The sequence below is a fragment of the Acinetobacter sp. 102 genome, from assembly GCF_037028485.1.
Taxonomy (GTDB): Bacteria; Pseudomonadota; Gammaproteobacteria; order Pseudomonadales; family Moraxellaceae; genus Acinetobacter; species Acinetobacter higginsii.
In genome coordinates this window covers 98751-124565 of sequence record NZ_JAZEZK010000009.1, presented here as the reverse complement: position 1 = coordinate 124565, position 25815 = coordinate 98751, and the positions used below count along the sequence as shown (strand labels likewise).

At 40.4% G+C, this 25815-nt stretch carries 24 protein-coding genes and 1 other RNA gene; 14 read left to right on the top strand and 11 right to left on the bottom strand.

What is annotated here, in order from left to right; translation table 11 throughout:
* Nucleotides 1-43 precede the first annotated feature (43 nt).
* Nucleotides 44-3154 (bottom strand): M66 family metalloprotease, encoded by a 3111-nt coding sequence (locus WA352_RS10945; RefSeq protein WP_033134089.1) that lies wholly within the window; start codon nt 3152-3154, stop codon nt 44-46.
* 317 nt (nt 3155-3471) lie between these two features.
* Between WA352_RS10945 and WA352_RS10940 the strand changes: the two genes are divergently transcribed.
* The gene (locus tag WA352_RS10940) at nt 3472-3888 is read left to right on the top strand and encodes a hypothetical protein (protein WP_241345345.1); all 417 of its coding nucleotides are present in this window, start codon (nt 3472-3474) and stop codon (nt 3886-3888) included.
* A 146-nt stretch (nt 3889-4034) separates the two neighbouring features.
* Here the strand turns inward: WA352_RS10940 and WA352_RS10935 are convergent, their stop codons facing one another.
* A complete protein-coding gene (locus WA352_RS10935; RefSeq protein WP_005202872.1) occupies nt 4035-4766 on the bottom strand; it encodes a histidine phosphatase family protein in 732 nt (243 codons plus the stop codon).
* Between the two features lie 51 nt (nt 4767-4817).
* A complete protein-coding gene (locus WA352_RS10930; RefSeq protein ID WP_033134091.1) occupies nt 4818-5675 on the bottom strand; it encodes a 3'(2'),5'-bisphosphate nucleotidase CysQ family protein in 858 nt (285 codons plus the stop codon).
* An 11-nt stretch (nt 5676-5686) separates the two neighbouring features.
* On the opposite strand from WA352_RS10930, the gene WA352_RS10925 reads away from it, so the two are divergent.
* From WA352_RS10925 to WA352_RS10910, 4 genes are all read left to right on the top strand, one after another.
* Nucleotides 5687-6391, top strand: coding sequence for an HAD-IA family hydrolase (locus WA352_RS10925; RefSeq protein ID WP_033134092.1), 705 nt, complete (start codon nt 5687-5689; stop codon nt 6389-6391).
* On the top strand, nt 6375-6803 hold the full coding sequence (locus WA352_RS10920; protein WP_004807958.1) for an RNA-binding S4 domain-containing protein: 429 nt from the start codon (nt 6375-6377) through the stop codon (nt 6801-6803). Before WA352_RS10925 ends, WA352_RS10920 begins: the two co-directional genes overlap by 17 nt.
* Before the next feature lie 169 nt (nt 6804-6972).
* Nucleotides 6973-8019 (top strand): recombinase RecA, encoded by a 1047-nt coding sequence (recA, locus tag WA352_RS10915; RefSeq protein WP_004807961.1) that lies wholly within the window; start codon nt 6973-6975, stop codon nt 8017-8019.
* 39 nt (nt 8020-8058) lie between these two features.
* Nucleotides 8059-8541 carry a regulatory protein RecX gene (locus tag WA352_RS10910; RefSeq protein WP_005202859.1) on the top strand — a complete coding sequence of 161 codons (483 nt, stop codon included), beginning with the start codon at nt 8059-8061 and terminating at the stop codon, nt 8539-8541.
* Between the two features lie 10 nt (nt 8542-8551).
* Here WA352_RS10910 and ffs read toward each other — a convergent pair.
* Nucleotides 8552-8648: signal recognition particle sRNA small type (gene ffs / locus WA352_RS10905), an RNA gene on the bottom strand.
* Between the two features lie 324 nt (nt 8649-8972).
* On the opposite strand from ffs, the gene WA352_RS10900 reads away from it, so the two are divergent.
* Nucleotides 8973-9830 (top strand): YbgF trimerization domain-containing protein, encoded by an 858-nt coding sequence (locus WA352_RS10900; RefSeq protein ID WP_004807964.1) that lies wholly within the window; start codon nt 8973-8975, stop codon nt 9828-9830.
* Nucleotides 9831-9892: 62 nt separating this feature from the next.
* Here the strand turns inward: WA352_RS10900 and WA352_RS10895 are convergent, their stop codons facing one another.
* The 3 genes from WA352_RS10895 to WA352_RS10885 all read right to left on the bottom strand — a co-directional run bounded on the left by WA352_RS10895 (nt 9893) and on the right by WA352_RS10885 (nt 12800).
* Nucleotides 9893-11764, bottom strand: a complete 1872-nt coding sequence (locus WA352_RS10895) for a SurA N-terminal domain-containing protein (RefSeq protein ID WP_033134093.1) — start codon at nt 11762-11764, stop codon at nt 9893-9895.
* 139 nt (nt 11765-11903) lie between these two features.
* Nucleotides 11904-12176, bottom strand: a complete 273-nt coding sequence (locus WA352_RS10890; RefSeq protein WP_004639426.1) for an HU family DNA-binding protein — start codon at nt 12174-12176, stop codon at nt 11904-11906.
* 168 nt (nt 12177-12344) lie between these two features.
* Nucleotides 12345-12800 carry a phasin family protein gene (locus WA352_RS10885; protein WP_004807968.1) on the bottom strand — a complete coding sequence of 152 codons (456 nt, stop codon included), beginning with the start codon at nt 12798-12800 and terminating at the stop codon, nt 12345-12347.
* Nucleotides 12801-13008: 208 nt separating this feature from the next.
* On the opposite strand from WA352_RS10885, the gene WA352_RS10880 reads away from it, so the two are divergent.
* The 8 genes from WA352_RS10880 to fdx all read left to right on the top strand — a co-directional run bounded on the left by WA352_RS10880 (nt 13009) and on the right by fdx (nt 19129).
* A complete protein-coding gene (locus WA352_RS10880; protein ID WP_004807970.1) occupies nt 13009-13656 on the top strand; it encodes a hypothetical protein in 648 nt (215 codons plus the stop codon).
* A gap of 107 nt (nt 13657-13763) precedes the next feature.
* Entirely contained in the window at nt 13764-14237 is a 474-nt protein-coding gene (locus WA352_RS10875) for an Rrf2 family transcriptional regulator (RefSeq protein WP_004807972.1), read from the top strand.
* Nucleotide 14238: 1 nt separating this feature from the next.
* The gene (locus WA352_RS10870; protein ID WP_004807975.1) at nt 14239-15456 is read left to right on the top strand and encodes an IscS subfamily cysteine desulfurase; all 1218 of its coding nucleotides are present in this window, start codon (nt 14239-14241) and stop codon (nt 15454-15456) included.
* A 79-nt stretch (nt 15457-15535) separates the two neighbouring features.
* Entirely contained in the window at nt 15536-15922 is a 387-nt protein-coding gene (gene iscU / locus WA352_RS10865) for a Fe-S cluster assembly scaffold IscU (protein WP_004652980.1), read from the top strand.
* 29 nt (nt 15923-15951) lie between these two features.
* Nucleotides 15952-16272, top strand: coding sequence for an iron-sulfur cluster assembly protein IscA (iscA, locus tag WA352_RS10860; RefSeq protein WP_004807977.1), 321 nt, complete (start codon nt 15952-15954; stop codon nt 16270-16272).
* A gap of 84 nt (nt 16273-16356) precedes the next feature.
* Nucleotides 16357-16875, top strand: a complete 519-nt coding sequence (gene hscB, locus WA352_RS10855; protein WP_005189614.1) for a Fe-S protein assembly co-chaperone HscB — start codon at nt 16357-16359, stop codon at nt 16873-16875.
* A gap of 38 nt (nt 16876-16913) precedes the next feature.
* The gene (hscA, locus tag WA352_RS10850) at nt 16914-18773 is read left to right on the top strand and encodes a Fe-S protein assembly chaperone HscA (protein WP_033134094.1); all 1860 of its coding nucleotides are present in this window, start codon (nt 16914-16916) and stop codon (nt 18771-18773) included.
* A gap of 17 nt (nt 18774-18790) precedes the next feature.
* Nucleotides 18791-19129 carry an ISC system 2Fe-2S type ferredoxin gene (gene fdx / locus WA352_RS10845; RefSeq protein WP_004652975.1) on the top strand — a complete coding sequence of 113 codons (339 nt, stop codon included), beginning with the start codon at nt 18791-18793 and terminating at the stop codon, nt 19127-19129.
* A 62-nt stretch (nt 19130-19191) separates the two neighbouring features.
* Here the strand turns inward: fdx and WA352_RS10840 are convergent, their stop codons facing one another.
* The 4 genes from WA352_RS10840 to mfd form a co-directional block, all read right to left on the bottom strand.
* Entirely contained in the window at nt 19192-20031 is an 840-nt protein-coding gene (locus WA352_RS10840; protein ID WP_033134095.1) for a hypothetical protein, read from the bottom strand.
* A gap of 125 nt (nt 20032-20156) precedes the next feature.
* A complete protein-coding gene (locus WA352_RS10835; RefSeq protein WP_004807987.1) occupies nt 20157-21593 on the bottom strand; it encodes an adenylate/guanylate cyclase domain-containing protein in 1437 nt (478 codons plus the stop codon).
* Between the two features lie 51 nt (nt 21594-21644).
* On the bottom strand, nt 21645-22079 hold the full coding sequence (locus WA352_RS10830; protein WP_004807988.1) for an HIT domain-containing protein: 435 nt from the start codon (nt 22077-22079) through the stop codon (nt 21645-21647).
* A 198-nt stretch (nt 22080-22277) separates the two neighbouring features.
* Nucleotides 22278-25736: a transcription-repair coupling factor gene (gene mfd / locus WA352_RS10825; protein ID WP_033134096.1), complete on the bottom strand. Its 3459-nt coding sequence runs from the start codon at nt 25734-25736 to the stop codon at nt 22278-22280.
* Nucleotides 25737-25815: the final 79 nt, after the last annotated feature.

Sequence of the window (25815 nt, the reverse complement as noted above, 5' to 3'; positions counted from 1 at the left end):
TCATATCATCAACTTATGACGTTGAGATAAAATACCCAAATCATTAAGGACTAGATTGTAAAAGCTTAGTCGCCAATACCAGATTCTTTGCAGACAAACCAGCAAGAACGAGGCTGTTATTTACGACTGGAATCGTCCATTTTTGATTGGCACCACTGGTACAACGATAGCGAATTAGACGTGCACGATTATTGGTTAAGTAGCCACCCTCCAAATCGAAGCACTGATTCGATTGCTTAATCGCCAGCGCAGTTGTATCAAGCTCCCACACTTGACTACTTGCACTGCTACAAGGTGTGAGATTGATAACATTACCAGCTGTAGTCGTTAAACACTGATCTATATATTGCTTATTATGGATTTTACCCAATGCATCATAAATCCATTTCTCAGAGTCATCACCGACACAGCCTGTTGATCCACTAATAAATGCATTTAAATCACCATTCGCCAACTTCTCAGCTTTTAAACAATTGGTTCTGTTTAATAAACTGGTGCTTGATGCAAAATTCAAATCACCTTTGAGTTCTAACTTTTCAACAAAAGCATGGAATGCAGTTAATGCATCGGAATTTAAATTGGTCAAATCCGAACGATATACATTGATCCAGCGATTGAGTCGATAAAGCTTAATTTGCTGCTGGGTATAACGTACCATCTCATTCTGAGCATCAGGTGATAGTTGATCTTTAAAGGTTCTATATGAATCAAATAGTAACTTTGCATCCGTCGAAAGATTTACAACTGGCTTGTTTTTATTCTCGACTAAGGCCTGCTCTAATTGAGGCAACTCAATCGCTCTAAGAGCTGAGTATTCTGCTTCTTTACCAATTTCAACTGCAGGTGCTAGAGCCACTGTACTCACAGGAATAGATGTACTTGAAAGTAGCACAGCTGCTTGATTGGCCTTTTTACAATACAAATTCACTTGCTGCGGTGCTTCACTTTGCGCAAGGTTGACATGGAATTTATTGGCGTTGCTATTCGAGTTCATTCGTTGTGGTGCTAAAGCAATATTTTGACTCGTACTGGCAAACTGCACATTCAGCCAACAACTTGCTGTTACTGAATTTGGATTGGCTTGTGGTAGATCAAATACATTACCCCAATTCCCTTTTGCAGCAGGATAAACCAAGCCAACCTGCGCCTCTGGATCATATCCCCCCAAAATCGTATAGACTGGCACACCAAACATTTTTGGTTTCAAGTAATTACCATCAGCACGGTTATACCAAACATTACTTGAGTTTGGTGTTTTAGGCTGAGCAACCTCCATCATCCGAGTTGTGGCATTCCATTTTTTATAACCCGTTGGAGAAGTTGCATCCCAAACATAACGATCAAATGCAGGCTGAATTTTTAAATAGGTACTATAGCCGGTGTAATGAGTATATTTAGAAATGCTACTTGCCGTCGCACCACCAGACATCGCATCCCAACCATAGGCATATTTATTCAGAAAATTCGGTACACCATTTGCACCATCACCTAAATTAGTGGTAGTCCAATTGAGATTACCGCGCATTTTATTTCTAAACGCAATATAGCCCCAGCCACTATCAGCATGATGCGCTGCCCAGAACATATTATCCCCGACAGAACCAGGATAATGCCCCAATCCATAATGATGACCAATTTCATGACTAAACTCATTACCTACAGAGTCAATCAAGGTCAGCATACCATTCCCGCCACTGAGGCCATGAGTTGCCTCACCGTTGCTGTATTTGCCGCGTGCATAATGGGCCACCACACTTTGCGTAATTTGTGGCTGTTCTTGGCTCGCCATTGAAGCACTGGTGACACCCCAATTGGCTAAATTAATCCCCACACCAAAAGTCGATTTAGCCGTGTTTTCACGCATATCACCACTATAAACATCACCCGTGGTTGCACTTGCCGAGTCGTAGATCACACCACTTGCGACCATGACTTTATTCAGCTTTAAATCCTCATATTTGGTCACGATCATACGTGCAGCAGGAATGGTCTGAAAATAATCTGTCCCCGCTTTGGCAGGTTCAAGCAACATATAGTGGCCTGTTGACTTCGGAGGGTCCGTTAATAAGCCCAAACGGATATTTTGCACTACCAATTCACCTGGTGCAGCCAAATCAATATTGTCGGAAGTTAAATCACCGCTACGATTATTCAGTGGATCAACCACGCGGAGATGTAAACCGGCACGAATTTCATTCCATTTTAAGGCAACCGTCCATGCTCTTTTAGAGTAACTCACAGGCGGACGCCCATCAGTATTGGATTGATCAGAAGCTGCAATTCTTGACGGCTCTTTCAATTTAACCGTTCTGAGTAGTTGATTGCCTTGATAAATTTCGACTTGTAGCTTCTGTAAATCACCCATTTCTGCCAATGGTGTCACCAACAACAAGGCATCTTTTTCTGTGGTTAGACGCGGCATTGAGTCTTTTTCATTATTCTTAGGATTGACCACATGACTTTGTGCAAATTGCAACATCGCAGCAAAACTGCCATTTAGATCATTACGCAGTAGACGTGGCAGTCCAAGCTTATCGTAATCATAAAAACCAAGCACCGATTCATCTATTATATTTTTACGAGGTTCTGGATACTTTTCTACCACAGGTGGAATGGACGGTGTTTCTGTATTTCCGCCTCCACCTTGGCTCGGTGTTTCTGGTGTCGTGTTATCCGAACCATTATTACCATTGTTCGGTGTTTCAGGTTTTGTATTTTCTGAACCATTATTGCCAGTATTAGGCAGTTCTGGTGTAACACCACCTGAACCAGTATTACCGCCATTTGGCGTTTCAGGTGTTGTCGTTCCTGAACTGTTATTACCATTATTCGGTGTTTCAGGTGTTGTCGTTCCCGAACCATTATTGCCAGTATTCGGAACTTCTGGTGTGACACCACCTGTACCAGTATTACCGCCATTTGGTAGTTCTGGCACAGTAGTTCCTGAGCCATTATTTGGTGTCTCAGGCGTCCCATCACCCGGTAACTCATTGGTTCCATCACCTGGCGTAGGATTGGTATTCCCTCCAGTACCATGATCATTTTTTGGCGGCTCGGTATTATTTGTTGCATTTGAATGATCTGCACCACCACCGCAAGCGACGAGCATGGCCGATAACAAACAAACCGTTAAATGTTTAAGTTGTAATTGCATCACACTTCCCCAAGAAAAACTTGATAAATTATCGTTAATGACAAATTAAGTTAATTAGTTAAAGTTAATATAAATCATGTATTTATATATACTATCAACTTAAATAGCAGGAAGGGAAATTAATTTATCGTAAAAACAAGAAATACTGGATTTATTACACTTTTAATCTAATTCAATTTTATTTACATTTCCAAATTGAACATAACCCCACCAACAGCACTACACTTCCCTCACTCAAACTACCTATTTCAGGCATATAGAATTCATTTAAATTTAAGTTTTGAGCAACAATCAATCTACAAAAACTGGAGAGCCAAATGAATAAGAATGGGAAGGTTATCATCGCAGTCGCACTTTTTTCATGCAGTAGTCTCAGTTTTGCTGCAAGCTGCACAAATACGATCGAGAACAATACGGTCAGTGCTCTCACTGTTCCCGCAGGTGCAAATTGCACACTCAACAATTCGTCAATTGAAGGCGATGTAAATATCGGGAAAGGTGGCAGTTTGATTTTAAATAGCTCGTCTATCCAAGGCAGCATTCAAGCTAACCAAGCAAAAGCAATCAAATTAATTAACTCAAGTGTCAGTGGTGATATACATATTGCACAAGCTGCGACAATATTAAGTTTAGATAAGTCAATAATTTCAGGGAATATTCACTGTTCAGCTTCAACCAAGTTGCAAGCAAACCTCAGCAATATCGAAGGACAAAAAATTGGAAAATGTGGTTAATCAGACTTTAATTCAATCATGTTGATATTTGAATCCAAATGATCGGTTTGGATTCACATCAACAGCAGTCTAATGCTCTTGATTAGTGAGTTATTATCCGATTTGATTTTAATATTTCAAAGCAACATTTTTATTATCAATTAGAACTAGCGATTCAAAAACTGCTTTATTTCTAACGCTTGCCGCTCACCACGCCAAATCCATTTTAATTGACTTTCCGCAAAGTCCTCACCCTCAAACCATACAAACAAACCCTCCATCATGTCTGGCCAATCCGTTTGTTCAATTTGATTTTTACCAGAAATCACCGCAACAATGGCAGCAAGAATCGTGTCATGACTTACAGCCAAGCTTAAACCATTCTGTTGTGTAGGATGGGTATGATAAAGCAATTCCAATACATCAAATACGCCTGTAATGGGATGTTTCATCCCAGGTAAAGCATTATTGACAAAACTATTAATAAAACCTAAAGCACCTTGTTTACGAAAATAAGGTGCAGCCTGCTGTATATCCAACACGAAGCTACCCGGTTCAACCAACAAACGCTGCTCAACAATTTCAATTTGATGGGTATTAACGACTTTACGTGTTTCATCAGCGCCTTCAATCATCAAAGCAGCAGTATCCACACAGCGCTGAATCGGGCTGGAAATACAATGTTGAATCGCCCGATCCGTATTTTGAATTAAATATTGCCCCCAAGCATAAGCCAAATCCCGACCTTGTTCAGTCAACTGTAGATCATAGCCTGCCAAACCTTGCCCATTCACCAATTCACGTAAAGAGTGGCGTGTAAACAAAGTCACAGGCGTTGAAGCATCTGGCAGTAAATCAATTGCTTCAAACATACTTTTAGGCAATAAATGCAGAGTCATATTCACATACAGGCTTTAATTTAACTCACTATAGCATGAGCCAGATAACACTCAATCTAAAATGCCAGAACGACTGAGCGCATCGTATGCAATATTTTTGCAATGCTGATCACGATAAGCGATAAAGCCACCATTCAACACAGTCTCGCGTTGATTATATAGAAATGGTTTTTGATCCAAGGTCATCAAGCCACCACCAATACTTTCTAACAAGGCTTGGCCTGAGCTGGTGTCCCATTCTGATGTTGGATGGAACCGAGGATAAATGTCAATTTCACCTTCAAGCATCATACAAAACTTATAAGCACTGCCTGCTTCACGACGCTCTACCTTACGATTTTGTAAGATTGGCTCGATAAAGTTTTTATATTTTGGATTTTTACTGTTATGGCTCAAACCGATTTGTAAAGGAGCCACCATATCATGCTCTTCAAGCTGATATTGGAACCACTCTTGTCGACTAAAACTATATTTATACGGTAATTGCGAGGTATGTCCGATGTACATCACCTGCTCGCATGGCACAGCAATAATCGCAAATATGGTCTGGTGACCGTCAATCAAACTCAGATTAATCGTGAACTCGTCACGCTCATGAATAAACTCTTTAGTCCCATCCAGAGGATCTAGCATCCAACAGCGCTGCCATGCCGCTCGAGCAGAGTAATCACTCTCTTCTGATAGCACAGGTAATTCAGGCGTCACTGTCGCTAAGTGCTTTAATAAAAAGTGATTTACCTTTAAATCAGCCTGCGTTACAGGCGAATCATCGCTTTTTTCCTGAATATTAAACTCGCAACCAGCACAATAACTTTGGTATTCTTCCAACAATATTTGACTTGCCTGCGCCATGATCGGAACAAGTTGTGAAATTAACTGATCTTGTGGAGCAAGCGTTTTAATAAACATAGACCAACCTTATGTCATATTCAGATTTACAGCAGCAACCAATCGCCATGTTTGACATGGATGGCACCTTACTCGATTTAGCCTTTGATGATTTTATTTGGAATCATTGTTTGCCTGAACGACACGCTCAAGTACATCAATGTACGCTGGAGCAAAGCCAACAAACACTGTTTCAATTCTACCAACAACACAAGCATACACTATCTTGGTATTCTTCGGCGTACTGGACGGCTAAAGTTGGAGTTGATGTATTACAACTGCAATACGAGCATCGCGAAAAAATTCGTGCTCGCGTCGGCTGCCATCAACTCCTGCAGCAACTCAATGCCCAAGGTTATCGCTGTTGGTTACTGACCAATGCAGATCGTGCAGGCTTACAACTCAAACTTGAAAATGTAGAACTAAGCCCCTACTTTGAACTTATGATCAGTAGCGAAGAACTCGGGCATGCCAAAGAAGAAGTTGCTTTTTGGCAAAAGCTACAACAATTGCACCCATTTGATCCCGCACAAGCAGTATTTATTGACGATACAGTTGCCGTGCTCAAAGGTGCAGAAGACTTTGGTATCTGCCAGTTATTCAGTATTCTACAGCCGTCTAGTAGCAAAGCTGCGAAAGCCGCAACTGAGCTGCCATACCCTGCACTTGATCATTTAACCGAACTTTTTGATTATCTTGAAACCAACCAACAGGTAACAGATGCCAAAACAGCATGAAGCAGAAAGCATGGATGCCATGCGCATTGATAAATGGCTTTGGGCGGCTCGTTTTTTTAAAACACGCTCAATTGCCAAAGCTGCGATTGAAGGTGGCAAAGTCCATCACAACAATGATCGCGTTAAAGTTTCTAGAGATGTGCGTGTTGGAATGGAACTCACCATTCAACAGGGTCTCGATAAAAAAACTGTGGTTGTGAAAGCACTTTCCGCCATCCGCGGTGGTGCACCAATGGCGCAACTGCTTTATGAAGAAACAGCAGAAAGTATTACCCGCAGAGAGTTGCATGCCTCACAACGAAAATTGCATAATCTAGCCCGACCTGATCATCGACCAAGTAAAAAAGATCGTCGTGATATCAATCGTTTTAAACAAGAAAATGTAGAATCCTGGTCTTATCATGATGAATAGATGGGATGAATATTTTCTATTTTTGGATGCGTCATCTCGTGTCGCATAGACACAGATCAGATGTAGAATAAACAACTAGAATCTGCCACTATACTCAAGTCCCAACAAGTTGAGATTCAATACATCCACTTGGGTTAGTCGTTAAGAAATAAAGTTTTGAGGTTTTGAGATGGATGATAATAAAAGTAAAGCGCTACAAGCTGCCTTAGGTCAGATTGAAAAGCAATTTGGTAAAAATACCGTGATGCGCTTAGGTGATAACACTGTATTAGCAGTTGAAGCTGTTTCTACGGGTTCTTTAACACTCGATATCGCATTAGGGATTGGCGGATTACCTAAGGGTCGTATTGTTGAAATTTACGGTCCTGAATCTTCAGGTAAAACCACCATGACATTGCAAGCAATTGCACAATGTCAAAAGAATGGCGGTACATGTGCATTTATCGATGCAGAACATGCCTTAGACCCTGAATATGCACGTAAACTCGGTGTAGATATTGATAACCTATTGGTTTCACAGCCCGACCACGGTGAACAGGCATTAGAAATTGCTGACATGTTGGTTCGTTCAGGTGCAATTGATCTCATCGTTGTCGACTCCGTTGCTGCATTAACGCCTAAAGCTGAAATTGAAGGCGAAATGGGTGATTCACACATGGGCTTACAAGCGCGTTTGATGAGTCAGGCACTGCGTAAAATCACAGGTAATGCAAAACGTTCGAACTGTATGGTGATCTTCATTAACCAAATCCGTATGAAGATTGGTGTCATGTTTGGTAGCCCAGAAACAACGACTGGTGGTAATGCGCTTAAATTCTACGCTTCAGTTCGTTTAGATATTCGTCGTATCGGTGCAGTAAAAGAAGGCGATGAAATTACAGGTAACGAAACACGCGTTAAAGTTGTTAAAAACAAGATGGCACCTCCGTTCAAAGAAGCGGTCTTCCAGATCATGTATGGTCGAGGTACCAACCAGTTGGGCGAACTCGTTGACTTAGCCGTTCAACAAGATATCGTTCAAAAAGCAGGTGCTTGGTATTCATACCAAGGTAACAAAATTGGGCAGGGTAAAAATAATGTGATTCGTCATTTTGAAGAGAATCCATTGATGGCTCAAGAAATTGAAAAAATCATTCGTGAACAGCTTCTCACCAAGAATAAAAACGAAGCAGCTCAAAATGAGATCGAAGAAGAACCAGATTTACTAGAAATCTAAACTGAAACGCCCTTCGGGGCGTTTTTTAATGAGGAAGGCATGTTTAATTCAGATCAAACCGAGAAACCTAAAACGCTCACTGGGCAACGATTACGCTCCTATGCTTTTGCCCTGCTCACGCGTCGTGATTATTCAAAAGCTGAATTAATCAGCAAACTAAATCTCTATGCAATCAATCCAGATGAAGTGGCCAACCTTGTCGAAGAATTAGCACAACAGAACTATCAAAGTGATCAACGTGTCGCTGAGCTGACGCTCGCCAGCCAAATTAGAAAAGGTAAAGGCTTACAACGAATCAAACAGGCATTAAAAGCAAAACAACTGGATGCAGAGCTGATTACTGAGGAACTTCAAGAAGTAGACTGGGTTGATCAAGCCTATCAGCTTAAGGTCAAAAAATTTGGAGAAGAAGTCGCAACTGACCCTAAAATCAAAGCGAAACAAGTTCGATTTTTGCAATATCGTGGTTTTGATATGGGGGTAATTATGAAAGCGATTGCTCGAACGAGCGAAGAGGAATAAATGGTGGCAGCCCTACCAGCATGACTTCGGCACATCATAGTTCTACTACCGTTGCTACCTTCCGGTCCTGGCGGGGTTCGTAGAGTACAATTGCGAAGCTACCAGCAGGGCTACCATTGCCTGACAAAGTATAGAGATTTTTATCCGAGTTGCAAGCCTTGTCTCTGTTTTTCAGCGAGTTTTCAACTCAACTGCCTAATTCCTCATCAATCTCTATATATTTGTTATCTATTTATTTTAATTGTGTTTAAACATTAAACAACAACCAACCAATTTCCTTCAAAAGTGCTTGAAGATTGTAAATGCTTATTGCATTTAAATGAGTTGCTGTTTTAATGGCTTAATCAAAAATCTATATCTGGTGTGTTGCAAGTAAAAGGTGAAGACTTGTTCGACCACAGCTTTATATTTCAACTTATGGATGAATTTTTATGCTAAAAAAGCATTCCGTACTTTTTATTGCCCTGCTCAGCAGTGCACATTTATATGCCAATGTTCCTATTGAATCGCGCTCTTTAAGCCAACAACAGGCCAATAATGTTGTTGCAGGTTCTCCAAGCTTGAACTGGGAAATCATGCAAAAGAACCAAAAACTTGAAGAAGAAATTCGTAAGTTACGTGGTCAACTTGAAGAACATGACAATGCGATAGAGCAATTAAAGAAAGAGCTCACCAATCGCTATACTGATCTTGATCAACGCTTAGAACTGCTTTCGCAAAAAATTGATCCACCAGAAGATAACCCTGAAGCTCAAGATGGAGCTACGGCAGGCGCGGCCACAGATACGGCTGCACCTGTTATTGCACCGACAGCACCCGCAGCACAGCAACAGACACCACCTGTGAAACCACAAGCACCAGCCGCCGAGCAACCACCACAGCCCAATACAGCAACAACCAGCAATACCACCAATCAAATCGAGTTAGAAAAAGCAGCCTATACTGTTGCACTTGATGCCTATAAACAAGGTGGTGCAAAAAAAGCCATTCAACCAATGCAAAACTTCATTAAAAACCATCCGAATGGTATTTATGTTGGTAATGCATATTTTTGGTTAGCTGAATTTTACTTAGCCGTTGAGCCTGTAGACTATAAGGCTGCCAAACAGAACTATAATATTGTAGCAACACGCTATCCAAATTCTGCTAAAGCGTCTCGTGCGGTTTATCAGTTATATAGTATTGCCAAAGAAGTAGACAAAAACACTGCTTTAGCAAATCAATATAAAAGCAAGCTGCTCAGCCAATACCCACAATCTGAAGAAGCTAAATTTATTCAGAAAAAATAGTTTATCGCCTCCAATAAAAAAGCCAGTTTGTTTAAACTGGCTTTTTTATGCTTAGAACAAACTTATTTGATCTTTGCTTGTGATTTCAAGTATTCAGTATAGTCTTCCAAGACCTGCTGACCACGGAACTGTTGATAAAGCTTATTCAACTCTTGTAACTGTTCTGCTGGTAAAGTGCTTGCTACGCTACTATTCACATTTGAAACAGCAACGATCACTAATTCATTTGGCAACTTGGCAGTCGTTGCAGACCATAAACCATCTTTGCTTGGTGCAGGAATGCTGAATGCTGCACGTTCAATAGGACGTTTTAAACCTTGTGAACGAGCGAATGTGCCTGCATTTTCAAAAGTGACTTGAGATTTAGCAACCACCTGAGCCGCTGGCTGAGTTTTAAAGTCAGCAAGGATTGCTGCAATTTTCGCTTGAGCAGCTTTGTATGCTTTTGCTTCAATGACTTTCGCTTTGACATCAGCAGTTGCCTCGTTTAAAGGTTTTACACCTGCTGCATGGTAATTACGTACTTTGATCCAAATCGTATCACCATTCGCCATTTGAATATTTGAAGATGCATTACGATCACCGTTTTTCACATCATCATTGAACAATTTTGCTTTAACACTCAAATCACTTAAATATGGATTATCGGTTGTTAAGGTCACAGCATTAGCAGATTCAATACGTGCACCTTTTACTTCTTGCGCAACAACATCAAGTGAATCACCACCAACAACCATTTCGTTTAAATTATTCACTGTATCACTGAATAAATTCGCAGCTTTCGATTTTTCAACCTCAGCCGTTAAACGTGCTTTTTCAGCCTCAAAGGAAGGAATATTGGCAACTGGTGCATTGGCTTCAATGATGTGATAACCATATTGTGTTTTAACAGGTTTAGAAATCTGGCCATTTTTCAATGCAGTAACCGCATTATCAAAGTCAGCTGAGAATACCCCAGGTGCATAAGCTTCAACTAAACCGCCATTCGCTTTAGAGCTTGGGTCTTCAGAGTACTGAGCCGCTGCTTGAGCAAATGACTCACCTGCTTGAATTTTAGCGTAAACTTCATTGGCAAGTTTCTGAGCAGCCGCGTCATCACGCGCATCTGTGGTAATTAAGATATGCTTAACTTCACGCTTTACATCTTTTTGTTGCTTGTCCACAAATGCAGTATAAGCTTGCTGTAAATCAGCTTCAGTTACCGCAAGGTTTGCTTTCGGCAATAATGCTGGTGTAAGCACAACATAATCAACATCAACACTGGCAACTTGCTTAAACTCGTTTTTATGCTTGTTGTAATAGTCAGCAATTTCTTGATTCGATACTGTCACACCTTTTTTATAATCATCTAACTTAATACTTGCCAAATGCAAAGTACGTTGTTCCGTTTGCAAATTAGCTAACTGCTGTACATCAGACTTGCTCACCAATGCATAATCCATCAATGATGTTGAAATCATTTTAAGAGCATGGTCTTGACGCAAGCTAGCAATCAACGCCTGATTCGTCATTCCCACAGAACGTAAATAGTTTTCATATAATTTTTGTGAAAACTGTCCATTTTCTTGGAAGCTTGGCTGCTGAGCTAACATTTGCTCAAGCTGTACATCACTTAAAGTCATACCTAACTTTTCAGCTTGCTGTTGCAACAAACTGCGTGCAACAAGTGCATCCAATGCTTTTTCTTGAATGACAGGTAAATTTAAAAGAGACTCATCACCTTTGACCAATGACAAATACTGGTCTTTATAGTTCTTGGTTGCACTTTCTAATTCTTTATTAGAAATATCTTGACCGTTTACCGATTTCGCAACGTCTGCTTTATTGCTACCACTAAAATATCCTTCAATCCCTACAAGTGCTAAAGGGGTCAAAAACAAAACGAGCAGGACTTTACCCAACCAACCCTTAATGAGAGTACGAAACGATTCCATAAGAATTCCAATATTTTATTTCGGGGCAATTTTAACTGAAAAACAAAGACGAATGAATGCAGAATAAAGATCAAATTAACTTTTTCATTCAATAAATAAAAAACGCACCCTGAATGGTGCGTTTATTGATTTAAAAAGATTACGCAACCGAATCTTTTAAACCCTTACCAGCTTTGAAGCTAGGTACTTTACTTGCTTTGATTTGAAGTTCTTCACCAGTCTTAGGGTTACGACCAGTACGAGCAGCACGTTCTTTCACGCTGAAAGTACCGAAACCAACTAAAGTAACCGTGTCACCTTTTTTAAGTGCTTCAGTGATTGATGCAATTGTCGCATCGAGTGCCTTACCAGCATCCGATTTAGACACTCCCCCTTTTTCAGCAATCGCATCAATTAATTCTGATTTATTCATGATAAAAAATATCCTCTTAATATCGTTTGTTAAGATCCAAGGCTATAGTTTAAAAGGCCATGACGCCTTTATAGCAATGCTTTGGGGGAGAACGCAATACTAGAAAGACCTTTTAATTAAAATAAATACTGAAAAACGACATAAACGGACCAGTTACCTGCATTTTTTTTACTTTTTATTCAATTTAGCCTTCAATTGGTTATTTTCTTCAATCAATGCATCCACTTTGATATGCAACTGCACAAGAAGCTGTTCGATATGCTGAAGATCCTTCGGCGTCACCAAGCCAATACGATTCAAAGAGTGATTTACGCCCGTATCTAAAATCTTTTCAACTTTGTCTTTGGTATCTGTTACAGACTCTTTGGCTTTCTCTGTGACCTTGCCAACCGTATTGTCTGCGAAATCGACTGTTTTCGACTCAAGCTCTTCACCGACCTTGACCAGTGAGTCAAACAATTTATTTCCTTCTTCTTCAGCACGTGAAAAAGCACCCAAACCAGCAAGCCAAATTTGTTGTGTATATTTTTTGAAATCCAGTGCAGATTTTTTAGAACTCTTTGATTTTGGCTTAGTTTTTACTTCAGCTTCTTCGTTAGGATTTTCTATGTTTGAGTTATCCATTGACCATTACTCCTAAGCTCTTTACAAACAGTATGTCGTATTTAACCATAAAAATGTTTTTATAATATCAAAGTTAAGACTTGATCGTTTTAAAAAACTGTTCTACAAAGCAATAAAGTCATGTAAATTATTTTTAACAATTGAGTAAGGATACTCAAAGTTTACTGATTTTATTGTTTTAACGTTATTGGCAAGGAAAAAGAGATCTATGAGTGATACGCAACAAAGACATAAACACCCCCATTTGTTGCTAAACATTGTCATCATTGTTTTAGAAACTTTTTTCTCCTTCGTCCTTACGCATGATGCGGGATTGCGCTTGCAAGCAAAAAAGCTCATCGATAAAAAGATGACGATTCGCATCAATAGCTACATTCCGTTCTTTGACTTTTATATCCAATTTACCGAAAAAGGTCTGTTGTTCGATATGAAAGCACTGGATCGTAACATCGATTTAGAGATTAATAGCACACTCATCGATCTGATTAAGATTTTTGTGTTTAACAATCAGCGTAGCATTACCAATATGCGTATCCTTGGTGATGCCGTTCTCGCTGAAGAATTTTTAGATTTACTTCCACACCTTACGCTCTCGAGCATTCTGGCAAACTGGAAACAATGGTTAAATCTATTCAATGATGAAGCTGAAGCCGTTGCATCTCAGCAACGCATTGCCCCACTCTTAGATAAAATTGATCAGCAGCGCTCTGAAATCAACACTTTGTTGGTTGAAGTAAAACAATATCAAAACCGTATTCACCGCCTGCAAAAACGTCAGCGCTTGATTAATATCAGCTTTGCGGTATTGAGCTTTATTTTCATTGCCTTTTTTGTTTATAATACGTGGATACAATAATTCCAATATATTTTACTTTTCACACTGATAATGACAATTTAAAACTTGACTATTTTAGTCGGAATTCATAAAATTTACCTATCTAGTCTAACCATGTGTACCGAATCATGCGTCTTACAACTCGCGGTCGTTACGCAGTGACTGCTCTACTTGATTTAGCTTTGCAGCCAACTGAACAAACGATCACGCTTGCGGAAATAGCAGCACGCCAATCCATTTCAGTCGCTTATTTAGAACAGTTATTCGCAAAACTTAAACGTCATGGGTTAGTTTCAAGCGTTCGTGGTGCAAATGGTGGCTATCACCTTGCGCGCACTGCAAGTGAAATCACCGTGCTAGAAATTATCGAAGCTGTAAATGAAACTGTTGATGCAACCCGTTGTGACCACAAAGGCAACTGCCAGAATGGTGCAATGTGTTTAACGCACGACTTATGGCAAGAACTCTCCCACCATATTGCCGATTATCTCGCAAAAATCACGCTTGCTGATTTAATTGCGCGTGACAACGTTCAAACTGTTGCTCTACGCCAAAATTCACCAAGTTTAGATTCAGCCCTTCTATCGGTTACAGGTATTTGACATGAAACGTCCAATTTATCTTGATTACGCAGCAACCACTCCTGTACTGCCTGAAGTTGCAGAACGTATGGTGGAGTGTTTAACGTTCGAAGGGACTTTTGGTAACCCTGCGTCACGTTCACATGCTTATGGTTGGCAAGCCGAAGAAAAAGCTGAGTATGCGCGTGAGCAAGTTGCAAATTTAATCAAAGCAGACCCTCGTGAAATCGTTTGGACTTCAGGTGCGACTGAATCTGACAACCTTGCATTAAAAGGGATTGCTCAATTCTACGGCTCAAAAGGCAAACACATCATTACAAGTAAAATCGAACACAAAGCTGTGTTAGATCCTTGCCGTGAGCTTGAAGAACAAGGTTTCGAAATTACATATTTAGAACCAGAACCACGTACAGGTTTAATTACACCTGAAATGGTTAAAGCAGCTTTACGCCCTGATACCATTCTTGTATCACTCATGATGGTGAACAATGAAATCGGTACCGTAACAGACGTTGCTGCAATTGGTGAATTAACTCGTGCCAATAAAACATTCTTCCATGTCGATGCCGCTCAAGCAGCTGGTAAAGTTGAAATTGATCTTTCAACCATGAAAGTCGACTTGATGAGTTTCTCTGGTCACAAAATTTATGGCCCTAAAGGTATTGGTGCACTTTTTGTTCGCCGTAGCCCACGTGTTCGCTTAAAAGCACAAATGCACGGTGGTGGTCATGAGCGTGGTATGCGTTCTGGTACTTTAGCGACACACCAAATTGTTGGTATGGGTGAGGCTTTTGAAATTGCTGGCAAAACGATGCAAGCAGAGCAAGAGCGTATCCGTAAATTACGCGACAAGCTTTGGAATGGTTTACAAGACCTTGAACAAGTGTTCTTGAATGGCCACCCAACACAAAACGTTGCAAACTATCTAAATGTCAGCTTCAACTTTGTTGAAGGTGAATCACTGATGATGGCACTGAAAGATGTTGCTGTTTCAAGCGGTTCAGCATGTACATCTGCAACTTTAGAGCCTTCATACGTTTTACGTGCTTTAGGTTTATCTGATGAGTTAGCACACAGTTCAATCCGTTTCAGTTTTGGTAAATACACAACTGAAGCAGATATTGATCACGTGTTAACAATTACCAAAGCTGCAGTTGAGAAGTTGCGTGAACTTTCTCCGCTTTGGGATATGTACAAAGAAGGTATCGACCTTTCAACAGTTGAATGGGCTGAACACTAATTCATTGAACCCTCAATTGAAAAACGTGTTTTTACCCTCATATTAATATTAGGCTGACCCCGAGGTTTGGAGAAGCAACATGGCTTATAGCGAAAAAGTAATTGATCATTACGAAAACCCTCGTAATGTTGGCGTTTTAGACAAAAATGCAGAAAACGTAGGTACAGGTATGGTCGGTGCACCAGCGTGTGGCGACGTAATGCGTTTACAAATTCAAGTCGATGACAATGGCGTAATTGAAGAAGCTCGCTTCAAAACTTACGGCTGTGGTTCTGCAATTGCATCAAGTTCTCTTGTAACCGAGTGGTTAAAAGGTAAAACGCTTGATGAAGCTCAATCAATCAAGAATATTGATATTGCGACTGAGCTTGCACTTCCACCAGTAAAAGTACACTGCTCTGTATTGGCTGAAGATGCAATTAAAGCTGCGATTGAAGACTATCGTGGCAAGAAAGCGAAAGCTTAATTGATGAACGAAATAACATTGGAGTTTTCATGATCCATTTAACTGAAAATGCTGCGAGTCACATCAGCAATTACCTGCAAAATCGTGGTAAGGGCGAAGGCATTCGTATTGGCGTGAAAACTTCGGGTTGTTCTGGGTTGGCTTATGTACTTGAGTTTGTCGATGATGTCGACACGCATGACCAAGTATTTGAACAACTTGGTGTTAAAGTATTTGTTGACCCGAAAAGCTTGGTTTATCTCAATGGTTTAGAGATGGACTATGTCAAAAATGGTCTAAATGAAGGCTTTGAATTTAACAACCCAAATCAAAAAGGTGAATGTGGTTGCGGTGAATCATTTACTGTTTAACTGGCAACACCCCTCTTTCTTTTCGTCAAAACAGTGTGTTCCGCACTGTTTTAACGTATTTATCAATAGCGGAATTCATCTCCCATGAATCATTTTGAGTTGTTCCAATTACCCGAAGCACTCGATATAGATTTAGCAGCTTTAAAAAAACAGTTTTTAAGTTTGCAACAGCAATATCACCCAGATAAAGCCACTGACAAAGATCTGGCATTGATCAAGTCGAGCGAAATCAATCAGGCATTTAAAGTACTTTCACAAGTTGATAGTCGTGCTGCGTATCTGCTTGCCTTAAAAAAACAAGATCATCATCTGGATCAATCCATTAGTGATTTTGAATTTTTGCAATCTGCACTCGAAATGCGTGAACAATTAGATGAAGCAACATCTACAGAGCAATTAAATACACTAAAAGTTGAAATTCAACAGTGGATCGATGGTTTAGTTCGCGAATTTAAAATTGATTTTGCTGACGAAGACTGGGCAGAAGCACGTGATACTGTTCGTAAATTACGTTTTTTCCAACGTGTTATGAATGATATTGATAAAGCTGAAGATCGCATGTTGGACGAAGAAGAGAGCTTCGACCTCGATGATGATTTTTAATCCGCTGTTACCGATTATTTTCAAGGGATACCGCACGCATGGCGCTTTTGCAAATTGCTGAACCAGGTCAAGCTACTGCCCCGCATCAACATCGTATTGCGATCGGCATTGACTTAGGGACAACCCACTCTTTAGTGGCGACAGTGCTATCGGGAAAACCGAAAGTTCTACAAGATGACAAAGACCGAGTATTACTGCCGTCTATTGTTCACTATGCAAAGGATGCAACCACGTTTGGCTATGAAGCTAAACCTTTTATGCTGACTGATCCTAAAAATACAGTTGTTTCAGTAAAACGCTTTATGGGTCGCTCGCAAGCAGATATCAAATTCCAGCATCCCTACACACTCGTAGGTGCAGAAAATGAAATGCCGGCATTTGAAACCGCTGCTGGTCGTAAAACACCAGTCGAAATTTCTGCTGAAATTTTAAAACAGTTAAAAGATCGTGCTGAAGCAAGCCTGAGTAATCCGGTAAATGGTGCGGTGATTACCGTTCCTGCTTATTTTGATGAAGCACAACGTCAAGCCACACGTGATGCTGCTCAACTCGCAGGCTTAAATGTTTTACGTTTATTAAATGAACCTACAGCAGCCGCTGTTGCGTATGGATTAGATCAAGACACCAATCTCAGTACTGACCGTAACTACGTCATTTACGATCTAGGTGGTGGTACTTTTGACGTATCGATTTTACGTTTTTCGCAAGGCGTATTTGAAGTTCTTGCAACAGGTGGACACACGGCCCTTGGTGGTGATGATCTTGATCGCTTAATCGTAAAATGGGCGAAAAAACAGCTCAATATCGATACTTTAAGTGATGAAGAATACGCTGTTTTCATCATGGCCGCACGTCAAGCCAAAGAACATTTAACAGACCATGATTCTGCTGAATTAAAACTATTGGATGATCGTCTGACTTTAGATCGTTCAACTTTCGAATCTATTATTCAAGTTGCACTCGATAAAACCATGAGTGTCTGCAAACGGGTATTACGCGATGCCAAACTTGAACTCGATGACATTGAACATGTGGTTCTTGTGGGCGGCTCTACCCGCTCTTATGCAGTACAAAAAGCGGTACGTGAATTATTCAAGCGTGAACCTCTTTGCACTATCAACCCAGATGAAGTGGTTGCGATTGGCGCATCAATTACTGCCAATCAGCTCATTGGTAATAGCCAAGATGGCTCATTATTACTTGATGTGACCCCACTCTCTCTTGGCCTAGAAACCATGGGTGGACTGGTTGAACGTTTGATTTCACGAAACACTGCGATTCCTGTTGCACGCCGTCAAGAATTTACCACTTATCAAGATGGCCAAACCGCGATGTTGATTCATGTGGTGCAAGGTGAACGTGATCTGGTTGAGCATTGCCGTTCATTGGGACGCTTTGTATTACATGGCATCCCACCAATGACTGCTGGTCAAGCGCGTATTGAAGTAACGTTCCAAGTCGATGCCGATGGCTTACTCACAGTATCTGCGAAAGAAACAACGTCTGGTGTTCAAGCACAAATCGATATCAAACCATCTTATGGTCTATCTTCGGCAGACACTGAGCGCTTACTGGTTGAAGGTTTCCAATATGCAGAGGAAGATAAACATCTTCGTCACTTGCAAGAAACCAAAGTTGAAGCACAACGTGAGTTGGAGGCTTTAGAGCAAGCGTTAAAAGCAGATACTGATTTGCTCTCTCAGCAACAGGCTCGTGACTTAATTCTTGCTGCTGAAGCGTTAAGAGCCCGTCTTAAAACAGATGAGCTGGCAGCGATTGAACATGCCGTTCAACAACTTAAAATTCATAGCGATGCCTTTGCCGCGCTTCGTATGAACCGACATATTGACCATGCCTTAAAAGGTACGAAACTTGAAGATTGGTCAAACTCAAACTAAAGGTATAGGTGATCAATATGCCACGTATTAAAGTTCTTCCTCATGCACAAATTTGCCCTGAAGGTGCAGAATTTGAAGTCGAACATAACGCCAATTTATGCCAAAGCTTATTAAAAAATGGCATTAAAATTGAACATGCTTGTGACATGTCTGCAGCCTGCACCACGTGTCACGTGGTTGTACGTAAAGGTTTTGACAGCCTTGAAGAGATGAATGATGTAGAAGCCGACTTACTTGACCGTGCATGGGGCCTAGAACCAGATTCTCGCCTGTCTTGCCAAGTAGAGATCGTTGATGAAGATTTAGAAATCGAGATTCCTAAATACACCATCAACCATGCTTCGGAAAATCATTAAAGATATCTAAATCGATTAATTTCCAAAGTTCAAATAAAAACTCTTCGTTCACGAGGAGTTTTTTATTTATTAAGAAAAATAAATAAACACAGCAAAATCACGGCTAAAAAGGGCAAGAAAAACCAACTAAGTTTAGTTTTTGATGAACTTGTAACAGCAGATTCTCGCGGTATTTGTTCTTCAAAAATTTGAGGTAATTTAGGTTGAAGTAGAATTTCTTCTAAATATACTTTATTCGTAATCTTATTAAGTACCTCCTTCTCCACATCATATAAACCACCACCATTTTCTCGCGCAGCCAGTTCCAGCCACTTATCTTTAAAGAAGTTATTTGGCCAAAAATAAGATGGTAAAGGCATAATATAATTAGGGTTTTGCTCTGACACAATGATTGGAAAAACCTTCATTGCAAGAAGCCCACCTGGTAAATGTCGATACTCAAACCACATGGAAGACATCTTTAAGGGTAAAGTCGCTAAACTTTGTGGAAAAGGATAATTAAATACTCGTGTAAATTCATTGGTCAAATGCGCTGCATAATTCTGTTGATCCAAGACATTTGGAGTAGTTCCCTTTAGGGAAAACAATTGCTCTGCCGCTTCCACAAGTTGAACAGGCTGCATTTTCCCCGATGGATCAAATACAACCTCTCCAGCACACGATATCCACTCAGGTTCAAATAAATTCCTATTCGCTTGTACCAATGATGCCCAGACAATTTTACCCGTCGTATATAACATAGGCATTGCTTTGATTTGAGCATAAAGCGGATCATCATACATCCACATAGAAGGTGCTACCTGTAAATATGGTCTTAATGGTTTTGGTAATTTTAAGATTAAATCCTTAATATCCAAATTATCCAGCATCGCCGTATTTAGGTTTTCTATCACTTGCTGCATTTTTTATTTATTCTCTTTATTAGAATTAAGATATCAACAAAACTTCGGTGCAATTGTTTCCCAAAACCATACAACGATTGTTTCACTAGAAATAACAGCTTGAATTAAAAAAATTATACTGAAGATTATCTGACTTCATCATCCAAAGTCAGTTTTGGGATGCCCTGTGCATTGGTAATTTTTTGCTGGGTCTTGATCCGCTGAACCATATTTTCCAAGATCTCGACCAGCTCTGGATATTCATAGTTCTGTACTTCTTCCAGATTCAGAACCAAATGGAAGCCTTTATAATCGAAATCGAACCATTTTTGCGTATCTGATTTTTTGCCTGTGAATTTCTCCATCACCTGCCATGTTTTAACAGGACCTTGAATGCCTTTTAGATAAATTGGCACCTTAGGCACACACAAAAACTCATTTTTAATCAGTTGATGGGTATCATCTGCAATCAGAATTTCATCAACTTCAGCCGCAGACTGCAAACGTGCTGCCAAGTTTACGTCACGACCAACAATGGTATAGGCCATACGATGAGAAGCACCATAGTTCCCGACGTGACAATAACCTGTACTAATGCCCATACGGATATGCAAAGCGGGATAACCCATTTTCTTCCAGCGTTCACGTAATAATTTCATTTGTTGTCGCATCGCAATCGCCATTTCTACGCAAGATTTTGCATCTTGCTCAACGCCTTGCGAATTTGGATCACCAAAGAAAATAAGAATCGCATCACCCATAAACTTGTCGACTGTCGCCTCATACTGTTTTGCAATTTCAGTCATATGACTCAAATAATCATTCAGTAGGAAAGCTAAATCGTCTGGGATTAAGGTTTCAGAAAGTTCAGTAAAACCTTGAATATCCGAGAAGAAAATGGTTAGTTTTTTACGCTTATATTCAATTTTTGCCTCTGCCTCACCACGCATGATTGACTGCCATAACTGCAATGGCGCATAACGGCTAAGCTGATTGGCAAATGCAATATAGCGCGTCATTTGATTATGATAATGCTGGCGTTGTTGCCCCAGAATATTCAAGCGACGGTGCTGATAATAGTTACCAATCACGATAAACATCATCAAACCAAGCAAACTAACGACTGTTAATTCAGGATTGGTTGGTTCGAAATATTCTTCCGCGCCAAAAATCACAAAAGTACTGAAATAGAAAACAATGACGCCAATCAAACCGATTAAACAAGAGACTGGCAGAGAAATTTTATTGTTCAATCCGACATACAGCAATCCAAATAGGATCGTAAAGGTGGGAACTAAACTGAGATGCAATGCGGCAAGAACCAGCGCAATGATCACAGCCTCATTGCCGAAAAGAACATTTTTTTCTATTTTTTTATCAAATTTATATTGCAGCCATTTTTCTAAACGGGGACAAAACAGAAAATAAATGAGTAATAAAGGAAGAAGGTAGAGTTGATAGCTAGCACTAGTTGAGGTAAATGTATAAATTACCAGAATTAGTGACAGAATCGAATATCCCATCAAACGATGAAAATAAGCAAACTGTCTAGGTTCTTTATCAATCAACCTATCTAGTGGCACTCTATCCTCCTTTTTTTATTATAGAATACTGTATTTATTCTATTTTCTGGATCAGTCCATACGCCAATCAAATGGCATATCACCCTGTCCACGCAATGCCAGCATTAACGTTTGACGCATGTGCGCAAGTACTTCATTGCTATAAGGCACCGCTGGTGTTCCCCACACTGGCTTAGGCCATGCAACATCATTTTGATAACGTACTACATGATGAAAATGAAGCTGAGGAACAACGTTTCCTAAAGCTGCTACATTCATCTTGTCTGCACGGAATACACGTGACAATTGGCTTGATAACCAGCTCGATTCACGTAAAAACTGTTCTTGGTCTGCTTGGCTTAATTCATATAATTCTGTGACACCTGGAACACGCGGAATCAGGATCAACCAAGGAAATTGCATATCATTCATTAAACGACATGTTGAAAGCGGGAAGTCGCCTACAAAAAATGTATCTTGAGCAAGTTGTGGATGCAAACTAAACATATCTTTATAAATGATGCAGAATAATGATGATCAATACTATCACATCAGTTTTGATGTGAATATTATTAGTAACCCGTTTGATTACAAATAACAATGATTTTCCTCATTTATTGCATGAACATCTGATCAAAAACAGGAATGCATTTGCTAAAAAACAGAACTTGCTCAATTAACCATCAAATCAAGTGCTTAAAAGCCTCAATTTAACTCACTCAATAACTTATTCAACAAGTCCACAATAAACTGAATCCGTTTATCGTACTCTGCTAATTGCACCATAACTTTCAAGCGTTGACCACCTTCCATTCGGTAATAGGTCGGATTTTTCTGCATTAGTTGAATGATACTGATCGCCTGTACAGGGGTATCAGGTGCAAACTCGATGTATCCCCCATTAGTATTGATGTCAATTTTGGTAATACCTAACTGCTCTGCACGCAAGCGCAGCTGATGCACACTAAACAATTGCTTCACAGGTTGTGGTGGAATACCAAAACGATCAATCAACTCCATACGAATATTGTCGAGTTTCTCTTGGCTATCGGTATTACTGATACGCTTATAGAACAACAAACGTTGATGGACATCACCTAGATAGTCATCTGGGATCAAGGCTGGCATATGCAAGTTAATTTCGGCTGTTAATGACAACGGCGCATCAAAATTAGGTGTTTTACCTTTTTGAATGGCTTTGGTCGCTTTTTCGAGCATTTCCATATACAGGCTATAACCAATCGCCTGCATTGAGCCGCTTTGCTGCTCACCAAGTAATTCACCCGCGCCTCGAATCTCCAAGTCTTCAGTTGCCAGCATAAAACCAGCACCCAAAGTTGAAGCACGTTGAATGGCATCTAAACGTTTTTCAGCATCACCTTTCAGGTGCTTGATCGATGGAACCAATAAATAGGCATAGGCTTGGTGATGCGAACGTCCGACACGACCACGCAATTGATGTAATTGCGCAAGTCCTAATTTATCGGCACGCTCAATGATGATGGTATTGGCATTTGGGACATCAATACCTGTTTCGATGATGGTTGAGCACACCAACACGTTATATTCTTTGTGATAGAACTGCTGCATCACCTGCTCAAGTTCACGTTCACGCATTTGCCCATGTGCCACAGCCACCCGTGCTTCAGGGACTAAATTACGAATTGTTTCAGCGGCACGTTCAATGGTATCCACCTCATTATGCAATAGGTAAACCTGACCACCACGTAACAACTCACGCAGAATCGCTTCTTTGACTGAATCATCAGTATGTTCTTGTACAAAGGTTTTAACGGCTAAACGACGTGCTGGTGGTGTTGCAATGATCGACAGATCACGCATACCAGAGAATGCCATATTTAAAGTACGTGGAATTGGCGTCGCCGTTAGAGTCAACATATCCACATCAGCACGTAAGGCTTTAATCCGTTCTTTATCACGGACACCAAAACGGTGTTCCTCATCGACAATCATAAGTCCAAGATTCTTGAACTGGATATTTTCTTGCAGAATTTTATGCGTGCCGACCACGATGTCGACTTTACCTTCGGCAAGATCTTCAATGATTTTTAGGTGGGTTTTATTGCTGCCAAAACGCGACAATACTTCAATACGTACCGCTGTATCGGCAAAACGATCTTTAAAGGATTCATAGTGTTGCTGTGCTAACAAAGTCGTCGGTACCAGAACTGCAACTTGCTTATTATTTTGTACCGCAACAAATGCTGCACGCATTGCCACTTCGGTTTTACCAAAGCCCACATCACCACAAACCAAACGATCCATCGGTTTGGCCAGCTGCATATCATGGATGGTTGCTTCAATTGCGTTAGCTTGGTCTAAAGTTTCTTCATAGGCAAAGCCACTGGAGAATTGCATATATCCCGTATGATCCAGCTCAAAAGCAAAACCAGGTTTGGATTGACGACGGGCCTGAATATGTAATAGCTCTGCGGCAACATCATGGATTTGTTCCAAAGCTTTGCGCTTCGCTTTGCTCCAAGTATCCGTACCCAATTTATGCAGTGGGGCTAAATCAGGATCACCCCCACTATAGCGGCTAATCAGATGTAAATTGGTTACCGGCACATAGACTTTCGCACCATCTGCATAATCAAGCTGCAAGAATTCATGATCCTGCTCATCGATTTCTAGCGTAATTAAACCTGCATAACGCCCTACACCATGATCGATATGCACCACAGGTGCACCAATACTCAGCTCGGTTAAACTACGAATCAAGAACTCTTCAGATACTTCTTGCTGACGCTTACGACGGCGCTGCACCACACGGTGTTCATAAAGTTGATTTTCCGAAATCACCGACAGCTGATTACTCAGCAACAGCCCTCGATCTAGTGGCGCACTGGTAATCGCAACCTGCAACTTATCTTTTTGGAACTGAGCAAAACTGTCTACGTTTTGAATTTCACCCAATACACCACGCAACGCATCTTTTAAGGTCTCACGGCGACCAGCACTCTCAGCGACCAATAAAACAGGATGCTTGGCTTGGTCGATATAATGTTTTACTGCCTCAAACGGTTGTTCTTTTTTCGGATCAACTGCTAGTTTAGGTGGTTGTTCAGCCGCGACATTGAGTACACCCGCCTTGGTCTCGAAAGCTTCTGCTGAAGCCAAAATTCGAGGGAATTGATTTAATGCCTGTAAAACATGGTTAGGCATTAAAAATAATTCTTCTGGCGGTAGGATTGGTTGATCAATGTTATGACGTCGATCTTCATAACGACGCATCACTTCTTTCCAGAAGTTCATTAAATCATCTTCAATTTCACTATTTGTAATGACAACGCAATTATCTGGTAAGTATGTCGTCAACATACTCTGCGCTTCCATCAGCTTCTTATCAAAAAATAATGGCAAATAAAACTCTAAACCGGGCGTTGCAATTCCCTCTAATACATCCTGATAAATCGGATTTTTCTTTGGATTTGCAGTTGGGAAGCTTTCTGCATAGCGATCTCTAAAGGTAGAGCGCCCTTCTTTGAGTGGAAACTCTTTTGCAGGCAACACCGTAAAGTTCTTTAAGGATTCCGTCGTTCTTTGAGTTTCTGGATCAAAGAACTTTAGACTTTCAATTTCATCATCAAATAAATCAATTCGAATCGGTTCATCTTGTCCAGATGCAAAAATATCCATGATGCTACCGCGAACTGCAAATTCACCATGATCATAAACCGTGTCAACTAAACGATAGCCTGCTTGAACCAATTGTTTCTTTTGTGCTTCGAGGTCTAACTTCTGCCCGACTTTGATATCAAAGTGCTCACCCACGACCCACGAATAAGGGGCAACACGTTGCGCCAAGGTGCTGGCAGAAACCAGTAAAATACCCTTTTGTGGCATATTCGATAAAATTGCTAAACGTTCAGAAACAATATCTTGGTGCGGAGACAAGCGGTCATAAGGCAAAATTTCCCAATCAGGGAAAATAACAGGCGTTATGCCATAAAACTCAAGCTCACTTTCAAGCTGGGCAAGATGTTGATTATTCCTTGCAATAATCACATAAAGATTCGAATTTTGAGTGGCAATTTCTTTAAATAATAATGCAGCTGATGATCCAAGTAAGGAACCGACCCAGCGTTTTTCACCCGCTTTGAATTGTTGTAAGTTTAATTGAGAGATTTCTTGTTGAAACATAGAGAAAATCATGCAATCTAAAAAGATAAGTTCCCTATTTTAGCATGATGTTTTTTGAGGAGTGTGAGTTTTTCTACGA